Source organism: Mesorhizobium sp. M1169 (assembly GCF_040318345.1).
Classification (GTDB): domain Bacteria; phylum Pseudomonadota; class Alphaproteobacteria; order Rhizobiales; family Rhizobiaceae; genus Mesorhizobium.
This window is the reverse complement of sequence record NZ_JAMYME010000002.1, coordinates 142,121-155,850: the sequence shown is the minus strand read 5'-3', so window position 1 is coordinate 155,850 and position 13,730 is coordinate 142,121. Positions and strand designations below refer to the sequence as shown.

Sequence of the window (13,730 nt, the reverse complement as noted above, 5' to 3'; positions counted from 1 at the left end):
GCGACGGGATCTGAAAGGGATGAAAATGACGATTGCGAAGGAAACGGCCGGGCTTCTGGCGAAACTGGGCGTTGCCGAGCGCGCGCTTACGGGCGGCGATCTTATCGTGCGCAGCCCGGTGACCGGCGAGCAGATCGCCGCGCTGAAGACCATCTCGCCGGCCGATGCGGCAACGACCATCGACAATGCCCACAAAGCTTTCCTGGCGTGGCGGCAGGTGCCAGCTCCCAAGCGTGGCGAACTGGTGCGGCTGCTCGGCGAGGAATTGCGCACACACAAGGCCGAGCTTGGCCGGTTGGTATCGATCGAAGTCGGCAAGATCCCATCCGAAGGTCTTGGCGAAGTGCAGGAGATGATCGACATCTGCGATTTCGCCGTCGGTCTTTCCCGGCAATTGTACGGCCTGACCATCGCCACCGAGCGTCCCGGCCATCGCATGATGGAGACCTGGCATCCGCTCGGCGTCGTAGGCGTCATCTCGGCCTTCAACTTTCCGGTCGCGGTGTGGTCGTGGAACGCAGCACTTGCGCTGGTCTGCGGCGACGCGGTGGTGTGGAAGCCGTCGGAGAAGACACCGCTGACGGCGCTCGCCTGTGAGGCGATTTTTGCACGCGCGGTAAAGCGTTTCGGTGCTGACGCGCCGCAGGGACTGGCGCCCGTGCTGATCGGCGATCGCGCCGTCGGCGAGATCCTGGTCGATCATCCCAGGGTGCCGCTGGTCTCGGCCACCGGCTCGACGCGCATGGGCAGGGATGTCGGCCCACGGCTGGCGAAGCGCTTTGCCCGTGCCGTGCTGGAGCTCGGCGGCAACAATGCCGGCATCGTCTGCCCGACGGCCGATCTGGACATGGCGCTCCGCGCTATCGCCTTCGGCGCCATGGGCACGGCCGGCCAGCGCTGCACGACGCTCAGGCGCCTGTTCGTGCATGAGAGCGTCTATGACCAGCTCGTTCCGCGCCTGAAGAAGGCTTATGAGAGCGTCTCGGTCGGCAATCCGCTGGAGACAAGCGCTCTGGTTGGCCCGCTGATCGACAAGGCTGCCTACGAGAATATGCAGAAGGCGCTGGAGGAGGCGGCTTCGCATGGCGGTAAGATAACCGGCGGAATGCGGGTCGAGAACGGTCACCCCGACGCCTACTATGTGCGTCCGGCGCTGGTCGAAATGCCGCGGCAGGTTTCGCCGGTGACGGAGGAAACCTTCGCGCCCATCCTCTATGTGATGAAATATTCGGACTTCGACACCGTGCTAGAAGAACACAATGCGGTGGGAGCGGGGCTGTCATCCTCGATCTTTACCCGCGACCTGCAGGAATCCGAGCGCTTTCTTAGCGTCGACGGATCGGACTGCGGTATCGCCAACGTCAATATAGGCACGTCAGGGGCCGAGATCGGCGGTGCCTTCGGTGGCGAGAAGGAAACCGGCGGCGGCCGCGAGAGCGGCTCCGATGCCTGGAAGGCCTATATGCGGCGCGCCACCAATACGGTGAATTATTCCAAGGCGCTGCCGCTTGCGCAGGGCGTGTCGTTCGACATCGATTGAAATGCCGGACCTCCGTCGCGGCGGCGCCAAGGCTGCCACGACGGCGGTCGGCTCGCGGTTCAGCTGGCTTGCGAAGTTACAACACAGTTATCGAAGGCTGCATCGATGATGGCGAGCTTGACCGCCTGGGCGGTCATGTATTCCTGATAGAACTCGCTCGACACCCACGTGACCGAGTGACCGCGCTGGCCCAACCAGCCGACGCTGCCGAGTTCTTCGGCATCGCCCAATTTGCGTGACAGGTGGGTCCGGGAAAGCTTGAGCCAGTTCGCGAAATCTCCGATTGAGACGACACCGGTCGGGATTCGGCCCAGGTCGGCATGATCGGGGTCGACGCCGGACATCAGCCAATCCATGACGATGCCGCCATTGTCGAGCCAGGTGAATAAGGAAAAGGTCTGTCTCGGCTCCCGCACGGCATGCGACGAAAGCAGGCCGTCGGCCACCAGCGGCTGCAGTTTGGCGAGCATGTCCGGTTGTGCGACGAATGCAGCCAGTCGAAATCCGCTGTCCAGGCTGTCCAGGCTGTCCAGCGTTCTGAGATGAGCCATGACCCAGCCGGCAACCGTCTCCAGAGTGCCCGCGGTCGGCTCAAAGGGGCGGATGCGCCCATATTTGATCGGCAGATGCCGGATGAAGCCGTAATGCAGCATCTCCTTCAGGAAGGCGTCGGCGGTGTTGCGGCTGGCCACCGAATGCCGGCAGATGTCGTCCATGAACCGTGCGGACGTAAGTCCCTTGCGATGATCGTCCGGCTCTCGATTGAAATACAAGGCAAGGCCGATATGGGCCATCAGCCAACGTTGTTGGGTGGCGAATACGGAGGCCAGCCGCGGGTTCGCTTCATAGGTCTGGAGAAGCGTCCGCGACTGAGCCTGGACATGGCGACGCAGCGCCGGATGGCGGGCAATGTCTTCAGAAACCAGCGCCATCCCCGCCGAGCCCAACCAAATTTGCAACTGGAAATGCGATCACAATTTCAGCCTTCGCGGGTCGTGTCCAGAGCCGGCGCATCAGGATACGAGCCGAATCCCGCCGGCTGGTGGCTGAATTCCGCCACTTGATCGCCGAAGCTGATCTCGCGAGGCGCTGATCTCGCTGCAGAAGGCTAGCCTGCTCGAACCTGCCAATGATGGCCTCGCCCCGTCCAGCCCGTGCTCCCGCCGATGGCGACGCGGAACCAACACAAGCTTTGCTCGTTGAAGAACGCTGATTTGGACTGAGACTGTGAGGAACTACAAAATGGAGAATGGCCTTTTCGCCACGCCGCCTGCAGCGTTCCGGAAAACAGAGTCGGTTTGGCTACGGGCGCTGAAAGGGCTGTTGCGCCGGGTGCGCAGCGCCTCCGACAGCTCCGGAACCATGTTGAAGCCAATCCTCTCCGGACCCGAAGATGATAGCGGGCCTACTCCGCCTCGACGCGCTTGAGGCTGATTGCACTGCGATCCAGACGCCAAAATAACCGGTCGCATGTCTTTTCATCACTGCCGCGACGGCGACAGCCATGACCGCTTCGAAGGCCTGCGACGGCGATGTGTTCGCCTGATGCAGCGGCGGGAGCGGCAGTGCCGCGTAACGGCGGGAACCATCGGGCGTGCTTGGCTATTAGATACAGGCGGCTGCTGGTCTGCCGGGCCAGGAGCCATAGCTATGATCATTAATCCCCCACCGGAAAGCGCCATCCCGGCATCCGTTCCGTCGGTCGATCCAAAAGCCGCCCCGACGCCTCGCAATGCCGAAGCGGAGGTCTTTTATATCGAGGCGATCCGCGAGCTTGTCACGACCGGCATCCCCTTTCTCGTCGCCGGCACCTATGCCGTAAGCGCCTATACCGGGATCACCCGCCTGACCAAGGATCTCGATATTTTCTGCAAGGCCGGCGACTGCCCGCGCATCCTCGCCCATTTCAAGCGGATCGGTTACGCCGTCGTGGTCGAGGACGACCGGTGGCTCGGCAAAGTGTTCAAGGGCACGCATTTTTTCGACGTCATTTTCGCCTCGATGAACGGCACAATGCCCGTCGACGACCTGTGGCTGGAGCACGCCCGTCAGGGCGAATTGCTGGGCAGCCAGGTGCGGATCATCGGCCCAACCGAGCTTATCTGGTCCAAAAGTTTCATCCAGGACCGCCGCCGCCACGATGGCGCCGACGTCGCGCACACCATCCTCAAGGCGCACGACCAGATCGATTGGCAAAGGCTGCTTTCCTACATGGAAGTCCATTGGGAAGTCTTGCTGATGCATCTCTTGAACTTCCGATGGATCTATCCGACGGAGCGAGACCGTGTGCCGGCGTGGCTGCTCGACGAATTGCTCGACCGGCTGGCCAAACAGCGCGAACTGCCGCCTTCCCGGATGCGGATCTGCCGCGGGCGCATGCTTTCACGAACCGACTATGAGATCGACGTCAAGGAATGGGGCTTTGCCGACGTCGGCGGTGAAGGAGAATATAGCGATGGCTGACGAACTCAAACCTGCTTCGGCAAAGGCGGAAAACGGCGGCACACTCAAGATCGCCGCCATCGGCGATCTGCATGTCGGCAAGGAGGACCAGGCGTCGTACCGCGATCTTTTCGGCGAGATGTCGCGCGAAGCCCAGGTTCTCGTGCTGACCGGCGACCTTACCAATCTCGGCAAGCCTCGGGAGGCCGAAATCCTTGCCGAGGAACTGCGTGCCTGCACGATCCCGGTCGTCGCCGTACTTGGCAACCACGACTATGAGTCAGGCGCCGTCGAGCAGGTCACCGACATTCTGCGCCAGGCGGGCGTTCATCTGCTCGATGGCGAGGCGACGGAGATTCACGAGGTCGGGTTCGTCGGGGTCAAGGGTTTCGTTGGCGGTTTTGGATCGCGCATGCTCGGCTCCTTCGGCGAACCGGCCATCAAGTCGATGGTGGCGGAAAGCGTGAACGAAGCGATGCGGCTTGAAAACGCGATGCGGCAGGTCCGCGCCAAACGCACGCTTGTCGTTCTGCACTACGCGCCTGTCGTCGAGACGGTCGAAGGCGAGCCGCTGGAGATCTTCCCATTTCTCGGTTCGTCACGCCTGGCCGAAACAATAGACCGGTTCCAGGTCAGCGCGGTGGTGCATGGTCATGCGCATCGCGGCGCCTACGAGGGCCGTACGCCGGGCGGGGCGTCGGTCTATAACGTTGCCATGCATGTCGCCAAGCCGACTGGCCGCCCCTACGCCATGCTCGAAATCTGACAGGCAGCGCCACTGGCGCAAGCAATCGCCCGTGCACGCTGCAGAACGATCATGGCAATTGCCGGTTAACAGCCATCCGCTTCGGTGGAATGTCGTTTTCATCCGGGTTGGGAACGGGATCCTCGTCGGGGAGCCTGTCGGGGTCCGGCTCACGCACGGGCTTGGGATCGGGGATGGGAGGCGGTGGCACCGGGGTCGGTGTTGGCTCGGGTGTGGGAATAGTGGCCATCGTAATCATCTCCTCTTGGCGCAGAACAACGCAACGGGTCGGCTGGTTCCCGGCTTGCCCGTTTTTGGAACTACACCGTCGCGCCTGCGGGTCAGCCCATCTCCGGATTCGGCTGGCTGCCGCCTGACTTGCTTGACCGCAGCAGCAGCGCCAGCGGAACGAGCAGGGCGGTTGCCACCGCGCAGTAGCGGAAGACATCGACATAGGCGAGCAGCGTGGCCTGGCGAGCGATCAACTGACCAAGCCAGGCGATCGCCTGCTGCTTCGCCTCGACCATTGGCGAACCCTGAGCGACGAAATGCTCGGTCGCCTGCCGAAGCGCCTGCTGATAGGCGGGCGACGACTGCACGGTGTGGCCGACCAGATTCGATTGATGGATCTGGGAGCTTTGCGCAATGACGGTGTTGGACAGCGAGACGCCGATGCTGCCGCCGATATTGCGTGCAACGTTGATCAGCGCAGATGCCTGGTTGGTCTTCTGCGGGGGCAGGCCGACATAGGCCGCGGTCGAGATGGGAATGAACAGGAACGGCAGCCCGACCATCAGGAAAACACGGGCAAAGGCAAAGAAGCGGAAGCTGGCGTCCGGAGTAAGCGAGGTCATATGCCAAAGGGCCACTGCGACCACCGACATGCCCATCATGATCAGATATTTGGGCTGCACGATGCTGCCTACAAATCCGGACACCGGCATCAAGATCAACATGGCGATGCCGCCCGGCATCATCGAAAGGCCCGAGAGCGTTGCGGTGTAGGCAAATGTCGTCTGCTGCAGCTGAGGCACGATCTGGGTGGTGCTGAACAGGATAGCACCGACCGCCATCATGACCAGGAACGCCGTGCCGAACTGGCGCGTGAATAATAGGCGCATGTCGACGACCGGATCGCTGCGACTGAGTTCCCATGGGATAAGCAGCAGGAACGCGATCGCGGAAATCACTGCGAAAGTGGTGATGAAATTCGAGGCGAACCAATCGTAGCGCTGGCCCCGGTCGAGAAAAATCTCCAGGCACCCCAATGCCGTCGCTACCAGGACGAACCCGATCCCGTCGATCTTCAGGCCGCCTTTCAGCCGTTCCTTGCGTTCGCGTTCGAGTACGTCCGGTTCGACCAACAGCCATTGCACCAGGGCCAGCGACAGGATGCCGAACGGCACGTTGATGAAGAAGATCCAGTGCCAGGAGAAATGGTCGGTCAGCCAGCCGCCGATCGTCGGCCCGACCGTCGGTGCCACGATGACGGCAATGCCGTAAAGCGCGAAGGCCTGCGAGCGCTTTTCTGGCGGAAAGGTATCGGCAAGGATCGATTGCTCGCTTGGCGCCATGCCGCCGCCGCCGAGTCCCTGAAGGACCCTGAACAGGATGAGCAGTTCCAGGTTGGGCGCCAGTCCGCACAGCAGCGACGCGACGGTAAAGGTCGCAACGCAGAGCATGTAGTAGCGCTTGCGGCCGATGACGCTTGCCAGCCAGCCGCTGACCGGGATGATCACCGAGTTGGCAACGAGATAGGTGGTAATCACCCAGGTGCTTTCGTCCATTCCGGCCGCCAGGCTGCCGGCGATGTTGCGCAGGGCGACATTGGCGATCGAGGTGTCGAGCACCAGCATGAAAGTGGCGATGGAGACGACGACGGCGATAAGCCAGGGATTGTGCGTCCCGGCGGCGGATCGGCTTTCACCCTGATTTCTGGCGGTTTCGCCGCTCATCGCACCTTGACCGTCGGCACCACCGACAGGCCTGGCCCGAGAAGCACATCCGGCGGCTTGTCGAAGACGATCTTGACCGGCACGCGCTGCACCACCTTGACGTAATTGCCGGTGGCATTTTCGGCCGGCAGGAGGCTGAAGGCGGTGCCGCTGCCGGCCTGAATACTGTCGACGCGACCATGGAAGGACTTGTCCGGGTAGGCGTCGATATCGATGTCGACCGGCTGTCCCTGCCGCATCAGATCGAGCTGCGTCTCCTTGAAATTGGCCTTCACCCAGACCTCGTCGGGAACGAACATCATCAATACCTGGCCAGGTTGGGCGTAGGTGCCGTTAGCCGCAGAAATGCTCGTTGCCCGCCCGGCTGCGGGTGCTGTGATAGTTGTGCGTGACAGCGTCGTGCGGGCTTGCTCCTGGCTGGCCTTGGCCTGCTCGAGCTGCGCCTCGGCACTCCTGGCCTGTGCCTGCAAGACCGAAACCTGGCTTTTTGCCGAGGCGACATTGGCCTCGGCGCTGTCCAGCGCAGCCTGGTCCTGACGCAACGTCGATGCCGCCTGCTGCGCCTGCTGCTGCGTTGCCGTGCCCCTGGCCAGGAGTTCGCGATTGCGTTGATCCTCGGCCTTGGCGAAATCCAGCGCTGCCTTGGCCTGTGCAACCTGCCTCTGGGCAGCGTTTACCTTTGCTTTTTGAGCCTCGATCTGCGCGGCGACATTGACGATTTCGGCCTCGGCCGCGGCGACGCCGGCGTCGGCCTGCTTCAGGTTTGCCTGATAGTCGCTGTCGTCGATACGCAGGAGGACATCGCCCGCCTGTACGTGCTGATTGTCGGTAACCGCCAGCTCGGTAATGCGGCCGGCTATTTGCGCACCGATCGTCACTATGCGCGCATCTATGAAGGCGTCGTCGGTCGATTCGTACTGGCGAGCGTTCAGCCACCAGATCGCGATGCCTGCCGCGACGAGCAACAGCGCAAGCGCGATGGCTGCGGCCGCATAGGGATGGCGCCTGGGAAAGCCGAGCAGACCGGCCTTTCGTTGCGAGGCATTCCCGTCGGGTTTTTCCTGCCGGGGCTCTGCCGATCGCTCACGAGATTCTCGAACCGGGGCCGGTTGCTCCCGGGTTTCATTCACAGGCTCGACGTCTTGCTCGACGCGTTGAGGCTTCGTGTCCAACGGAATTGCTTTCAAGATTGATATTGCAGCCGCCGAAGCGGACGCAAAGCCAAACGGCAAGCTTCCGCAAAAGTTCCTGTCCGGAAACGGGTTCGGTTAACGGGTCGACATCGAACACAGGCGGGGGCGCGTCGGAATTCGAGCGCCGCTTCACCGGGCAGGTGATCCGTACGCCTCATGTTGCGGCGGTCCGGCCTTGTCAGCGCTCCATGGCGCGATAATTGCTCATGTAGGCGTGGGCGAATTCACCTGTCGACAGGAGCCGACCATGAAACATCAAACACTCGACCAACTGCAGGCCGTCGCGGAAGTTGAGTCCTTCGCGGCGTATCCGGCGATGACTCGAACCCAGCGGATTGAACGTTGGGCGGAACTTCTCGAACAAAACCCGACGCGATGCCTTGGGGCGCTTCCAGGCACCGAATATATGAACAGGGAAGCGCGCGACAGATCGCGTGGCGCTGGGACGCCGCTCACTGTCGCCTTCGAGGATCCGGTTCTGCGTGCCATGGGCCTCAGCGATGATACCTATGGTGAGGCAAAGCGCTTCTTCGAACTGAGCGACCGGCAGTTGCACCAAATCGTCTGCCATTGCCATGTCGGCGCTACGATGCAAGCGAGATGGGCCGCTGCCAGGGTGCGCGGGATAGTTCGCGGCAACAGATTTGTTGCCTGGATGAAGGGCTTGATCGTGCATTGAGGCGGTACGAGGAACGGCGGAACACGCGTTCTTTCCGCGCCGTGGAGAGCGCTTCCGAACTTGGAAGGGCTCGTGCGCCGTCGGGCCGCGCAGATTGTGAAACTCCTTGACGCTTGGCTGCGCCTTGTCGCGGCCATGCGTCCGTCTTTGATGTGAGAATTTGAGCTGGCCCGCCACAGGTGAGAGCCTTCGTCTGACCGGCGGTCGAGCGCCGTCCAGGCCTGCCTGCGCGGCTACTAACGACGAATGATCCTGCGATCGGGGAAGATCCTGCGACCTGGCTAAACTAGCGATCGATTTCTCCGAACACGATGTCGAGCGAGCCGATGATCGCGGCAACATCGGCGATCATATGGCCTCGGGACAGGAAATCCATCGCTTGCAGGTGGGCGAAGGAAGGTGCGCGGATCTTGCATCGGTAGGGAACGTTGCCCCCGTCCGACACGAGGTAGACGCCGAATTCACCCTTCGGCGCCTCGACGGCGGCATAGACTTCACCGCTCGGCACGCGAATGCCTTCGGTATAAAGTTTGAAGTGGTGGATCGTCGCTTCCATCGAGCGCTTCATCGTGGCACGCGGCGGCGGCGTGATCTTGTGGCTCGGAATAGCGACCGGTCCCTGGCCTTCTGGTGAGCGCAACTTTTCCAGACATTGCCGCATGATCCGGACCGACTGGCGCATTTCCTCCATGCGGACGAGATAGCGGTCGTAGCAGTCGCCATGCTTGCCGACTGGGATATCGAAATCCATCTCCGAATAGCATTCGTATGGCTGCGCCTTGCGCAGGTCCCAGGACGCGCCCGATCCGCGCACCATCACGCCGGAAAAGCCCCAGGCCCAGGCATCATCGAGGCCGATCACCCCGACATCGACATTGCGCTGCTTGAAGATGCGGTTCTCGGTCAACAGCTCTTCGAGATTGTCGCAGACCTTGAGGAACGGATCACAGAACTTCCAGATGTCGTCTAGGAGTTCCGGCGGCAGATCCTGATGCACGCCGCCGACCCTGAAATAATTCGCGTGCATGCGGGCGCCGGACGCGCGCTCATAAAAGACCATCAGCTTCTCGCGCTCGGCGAAACCCCAGAGCGGCGGCGTCAGCGCGCCGATGTCCATGGCTTGCGTGGTGACGTTGAGGAGGTGCGATAACAGCCGGCCTATTTCGCAGAAAAGCACGCGGATGAGCTGTCCGCGTTTCGGAACCGATATTTCGAGGAGCTTCTCGGCGGCGAGACAGAATGCATGCTCCTGGTTCATCGGCGCGACGTAGTCGAGCCGGTCGAAATAGGGCAAGGCCTGCAGGTAGTTCTTGTACTCGATGAGCTTTTCGGTGCCGCGATGCAGCAGGCCGATATGGGGATCGGCGCGTTCCACGATCTCGCCGTCGAGTTCGAGCACCAGCCGCAGGACGCCGTGAGCGGAGGGATGTTGTGGCCCGAAATTGATGGTGAAGTTGCGAACTGCAGCCTCGGCCATGACAGTCCTCCGCGATCAAGCGGGCTTTGGTTCCGTGCCGGAGCCGGCTTGTCCGCTTTCAGCCGCTCACGTCGTCGTCTGGATGATCAGCGTCAGCGTGCCGTCGCCGTCGATATTGGCTGCGACGACCTGCGTGGAATTAAGCCCGTTCGCCGCCAGCGCCGATGCCGCCTGCGGCGATGCGTCGATCGAACTTTGCAGGATGCGCAAATCCTCGGCGCTGGTCTGGGTGACGACGGCCTCCGCCTGTGCCTTGATGTCAGGAGGCAGATCCTCCATCGCCACGATTGTCACTGCGGTGAAATTCTGGGCGGAGAAGGCTTGGTCAGGTGTAGTCTGGTCGGGAGTGGTCCCTTCGGGCGTGGCTTGCTCTGGCAGGGTTTGCGGGGCCGTCGGCGGGACAGGGGCAAGCTCTGGTCCCACGGATTGCGCATAGACCGGCGAGGCAAGGGCCAGTGCCGAAAGTGTGGCAATTGTCGTCGATAGGCGCATAGCCGTTCCTTCCGTTTGCTCAGCGGACGATCAATTCGGTGACGACAAAACCATCGTGTCGAAATATGGTTCCGTGACCGAGGTGATGTCTTGCCGAAAGCCGTGATTGGCGCGGAAAGCAGGGCGCGAAATCCGGCGTTGCCTGTCTCAGGCAGCGGTGTGGCTGCGATCGGGCTGCGGCCAGCGCTGCAACGCCTCACGGCCCTGAGCGGTCAGTTCATAGATCCCGCGATCGGTGCGCGCGAACCAGCGATACACATTGTGCAGCAGGATCTTAGGCGCGTTCGGCAGGTTGGGCTTCAAGTCACGCGGCCGCTTTGGGCCGTCGGCGAGGGCTGCGGCGCATGCCAGCGCCTGCTGGCGATAAGCGGTCATGATCGGCGCACGCGAGCCGCCGCCGGCGACAGGATCGCCCTGCCGACGCCGATGTTCATCGATCAGCTTCGAGCGGCGCCGGGGATCGCGACGCGGAGCCAATGCCGTCGGGCTGAGCAGCACCTGAACCTCGCCGTTCGGTCGCACGCCAAGCAGGCCAAAGCCGAGCCGACGGCAGAGATTGCGGTATCTCACATCGCTCTCACGGCCCTTGCCACGGGCCGACATGCATGCCGCTAGCCAGACCTCGTCGCTCGCCGCCATACGGTCGATGCCCTGGAGGATGAGCTCGAGATTGAACTTCAGCTTCAGCTCGCAGATGACGACGATCGGTGGAGAGTCGGCACTCAGCGCCAGCAGATCGCAGCCGCCGATCTCGCCCTTGACTATAAATCCCAGGCCTTCGAGGAAGGCCTTGACCGGGCTGTAGAGTGACGTTTCGAGCATGGGCCTTTGTCGGCTGCGAATCATCCCGCCGATCGGCGGTTCAGCGCGATGATCGCTCCTTGCCGTTGAACAGGAGGTAAACGACGGCCGAGCAAGTGGTCAGAGCCGTGCCATGGCCGCTTGCCAATTTGGTATGCTGGTATAATGTGTACCTAAGGTAGCATGCTCCGCGTAGCTGCGCTGTGCTGGACATCCGGGCGCCCGAGACATCGTCCATGGCATCGTCATTTGAGCGGCGGCTCCCCTGCGTTCTCTAATCCGCCAACCGGCGGCAATGTGCATACAAGTCAATGGGATGACGATCGGCAGGGCCGTCGTTGGAATTCAGGAGTAACGGACACATGACAACGATTGCGCTGTTTGGTGCGGGCGGCAAAATGGGTTACCGTCTGTCGACCAATTTTCGCGGATCTCCCTATACGATACGCCATGTCGAGGTCAGCGACGCCGGCCGCGAGCGGCTTAAGTCGGGCCTCGGCATCGATGCCGTCAGCGCCGATGTGGCGCTTGATGGCGCCGATGTGGTGATCCTGGCGGTGCCGGACACGCACATCGGCAAGGTCGCGGCGAGTATCGAGAGCAAGCTTGCATCAGGCACGATGATCGTCGTGCTCGACGCTGCGGCACCTTTCGCCGGGCATTTGCCGAAGCGGCCGGACCTGACCTATTTCGTCACCCACCCGTGCCATCCGCCGATCTTCAACGACGAGACCGACATGGCGGCCAAGAAGGATTATTTCGGCGGCGTCAAGGCCAAGCAGCACATGGTCAGCGCCTTGATGCAGGGACCGGAGGAAGATTTCGCCAAGGGTGAGGCGATCGCAAAAATCATCTGGGCGCCGGTCATGCGCTCCCATCGCGTCACTGTCGATCAGATGGCCCTGCTCGAGCCCGGCCTTTCGGAAACGGTATGCGCTTCGCTGCTCGTCATCATGAAAGAGGCGGTCGACGAGGTGGTGGCGCGCGGGGTCGACAAGCAGGCGGCGCTCGACTTCCTGCTTGGTCATATGAACGTGCTTGGCGCCGTCATCTTCGGCGAGACCAAAGGCGTGTTCTCCGACGCCTGCAACAAGGCGATAGAGTTCGGCAAGCCGGTGCTGATGCGCGATGACTGGAAGCGGGTGTTCGAGCCGGAGGAGATTGCCGCGAGCATTCAGCGCATCACTTGAGGGCAGCGACGCGTTCTCCCCGGAACATGTCACCTGAAATTGTCATTGACTCATTATACCAGTTGGCTTAGCTGTTCGATGGATCGGACAGTCAAGCTTCGCAGCAGGATCAGGCGCTGGATGAATGGAGGATAGGGGGGAGCGATCCGTCGAGGTGAAGCCGGCCAAGGGCTTGTGAATCTGACGCGACCCGCCGCCTACGGCCGGCTAACGAAATCGAATGCATATAGCCTTGGGACAAGGCACGGATTTTCAACGGGAGGAATACATGAAACTGACACGCAGAATGACGCTTGCGGCTTTTGCCGGCATGCTGGCGCTTGGCACCGCCGCACCCGCCTATGCGGCGGATTTGATCGCCATCATCACGCCCTCGCATGACAATCCGTTCTTCAAGGCGGAAGCTGTCGGCGCGGAGGCCAAGGCCAAGGAACTCGGTTACGAGGCGTTGGTGCTCGTCCATGACGACGACGCCAACAAGCAGTCCGAATTGATCGACACGGCGATCGGCCGCGGCGCCAAGGCGATCATCCTCGACAATGCCGGCGCCGACGCCACCGTCGCCGCGGTGCAGAAGGCCAAGGACGCGGGCGTTCCTTCCTTCCTGATCGATCGCGAGATCAATGCCACCGGCGTTGCCGTCGCGCAGATCGTCTCCAACAATTATCAGGGCGCCCAGCTCGGCGCACAGGAATTCGTCAAGCTGATGGGCGAGAAGGGTAATTTCGTCGAGCTCGTCGGCAAGGAATCCGACACCAATGCCGGCATCCGCTCCAAGGGTTACCACGACGTCATCGACGACTATCCGGACCTGAAGATGGTGGCGCAGCAGTCGGCCAATTGGAGCCAGACCGAGGCCTATTCAAAGATGGAATCGATCCTCCAGGCCAATCCCGATATCAAGGGCGTGATCTCCGGCAACGACACGATGGCGATGGGCGCTTACGCGGCACTTGCCGCTGCCGGCCGCAAAGACGTCATCGTCGTCGGCTTCGACGGGTCGAACGACGTGCGCGACTCGATCACCTCCGGCGGCATCAAGGCGACAGTCCTGCAGCCGGCCTTCGCGCAGGCGCAGATGGCGGTCGAGCAGGCCAACGACTTCATCAAAAACAAGAAGTCTCCCGCCGAAGAAAAGCAGCTGATGGACTGCGTCCTGGTCAATGGCGACAATGCCGCCAAGCTGGAGACATTCGCGCTCACCAACTGAGCCGGT

Annotated in this window: 12 protein-coding genes; 6 read left to right on the top strand and 6 right to left on the bottom strand. The window is 61.9% G+C overall.

The window, feature by feature from the left end:
- The first annotated feature begins 25 nt into the window (after positions 1-25).
- A complete protein-coding gene (gene amaB, locus NKH41_RS02585) occupies positions 26-1,540 on the top strand; it encodes an L-piperidine-6-carboxylate dehydrogenase (RefSeq protein WP_352568310.1) in 1,515 nt (504 codons plus the stop codon).
- Between the two features lie 59 nt (positions 1,541-1,599).
- Here amaB and NKH41_RS02580 read toward each other — a convergent pair whose 3' ends face one another.
- On the bottom strand, positions 1,600-2,472 hold the full coding sequence (locus tag NKH41_RS02580) for a hypothetical protein (protein ID WP_352767314.1): 873 nt from the start codon (positions 2,470-2,472) through the stop codon (positions 1,600-1,602).
- 718 nt (positions 2,473-3,190) lie between these two features.
- Between NKH41_RS02580 and NKH41_RS02575 the strand changes: the two genes are divergently transcribed.
- Positions 3,191-4,003, top strand: coding sequence for a nucleotidyltransferase family protein (locus NKH41_RS02575; protein WP_352539322.1), 813 nt, complete (start codon positions 3,191-3,193; stop codon positions 4,001-4,003).
- The gene (locus tag NKH41_RS02570) at positions 3,996-4,748 is read left to right on the top strand and encodes a metallophosphoesterase family protein (protein WP_352469581.1); all 753 of its coding nucleotides are present in this window, start codon (positions 3,996-3,998) and stop codon (positions 4,746-4,748) included. The genes NKH41_RS02575 and NKH41_RS02570 overlap by 8 nt, the downstream gene beginning before the upstream one ends.
- 320 nt (positions 4,749-5,068) lie before the next feature.
- Here NKH41_RS02570 and NKH41_RS02565 read toward each other — a convergent pair whose 3' ends face one another.
- Positions 5,069-6,682 (bottom strand): DHA2 family efflux MFS transporter permease subunit, encoded by a 1,614-nt coding sequence (locus NKH41_RS02565; RefSeq protein ID WP_352767171.1) that lies wholly within the window; start codon positions 6,680-6,682, stop codon positions 5,069-5,071.
- Complete coding sequence (locus tag NKH41_RS02560) at positions 6,679-7,812, bottom strand: HlyD family secretion protein (RefSeq protein ID WP_352767173.1); 1,134 nt, start codon at positions 7,810-7,812, stop codon at positions 6,679-6,681. The genes NKH41_RS02565 and NKH41_RS02560 overlap by 4 nt, the downstream gene beginning before the upstream one ends.
- 310 nt (positions 7,813-8,122) lie before the next feature.
- Here NKH41_RS02560 and NKH41_RS02555 point away from each other — a divergent pair, with 310 nt between their 5' ends.
- Positions 8,123-8,554: a hypothetical protein gene (locus NKH41_RS02555; RefSeq protein ID WP_023675469.1), complete on the top strand. Its 432-nt coding sequence runs from the start codon at positions 8,123-8,125 to the stop codon at positions 8,552-8,554.
- 286 nt (positions 8,555-8,840) lie between these two features.
- On the opposite strand, the gene NKH41_RS02550 is transcribed toward NKH41_RS02555, so the two are convergent.
- The 3 genes from NKH41_RS02550 to NKH41_RS02540 form a co-directional block, all read right to left on the bottom strand.
- Positions 8,841-10,031 (bottom strand): NADH-quinone oxidoreductase subunit D, encoded by a 1,191-nt coding sequence (locus NKH41_RS02550; protein ID WP_352501918.1) that lies wholly within the window; start codon positions 10,029-10,031, stop codon positions 8,841-8,843.
- Positions 10,032-10,097: 66 nt separating this feature from the next.
- Positions 10,098-10,523 (bottom strand): hypothetical protein, encoded by a 426-nt coding sequence (locus NKH41_RS02545; protein ID WP_023675471.1) that lies wholly within the window; start codon positions 10,521-10,523, stop codon positions 10,098-10,100.
- A gap of 147 nt (positions 10,524-10,670) precedes the next feature.
- A complete protein-coding gene (locus tag NKH41_RS02540) occupies positions 10,671-11,345 on the bottom strand; it encodes a DUF2161 domain-containing phosphodiesterase (RefSeq protein WP_352448155.1) in 675 nt (224 codons plus the stop codon).
- Positions 11,346-11,686: 341 nt separating this feature from the next.
- Here NKH41_RS02540 and NKH41_RS02535 point away from each other — a divergent pair, with 341 nt between their 5' ends.
- Positions 11,687-12,514: a phosphogluconate dehydrogenase C-terminal domain-containing protein gene (locus tag NKH41_RS02535; protein ID WP_352448154.1), complete on the top strand. Its 828-nt coding sequence runs from the start codon at positions 11,687-11,689 to the stop codon at positions 12,512-12,514.
- A gap of 268 nt (positions 12,515-12,782) precedes the next feature.
- A complete protein-coding gene (locus NKH41_RS02530) occupies positions 12,783-13,724 on the top strand; it encodes a D-ribose ABC transporter substrate-binding protein (protein WP_023675475.1) in 942 nt (313 codons plus the stop codon).
- Positions 13,725-13,730 lie beyond the last annotated feature (6 nt).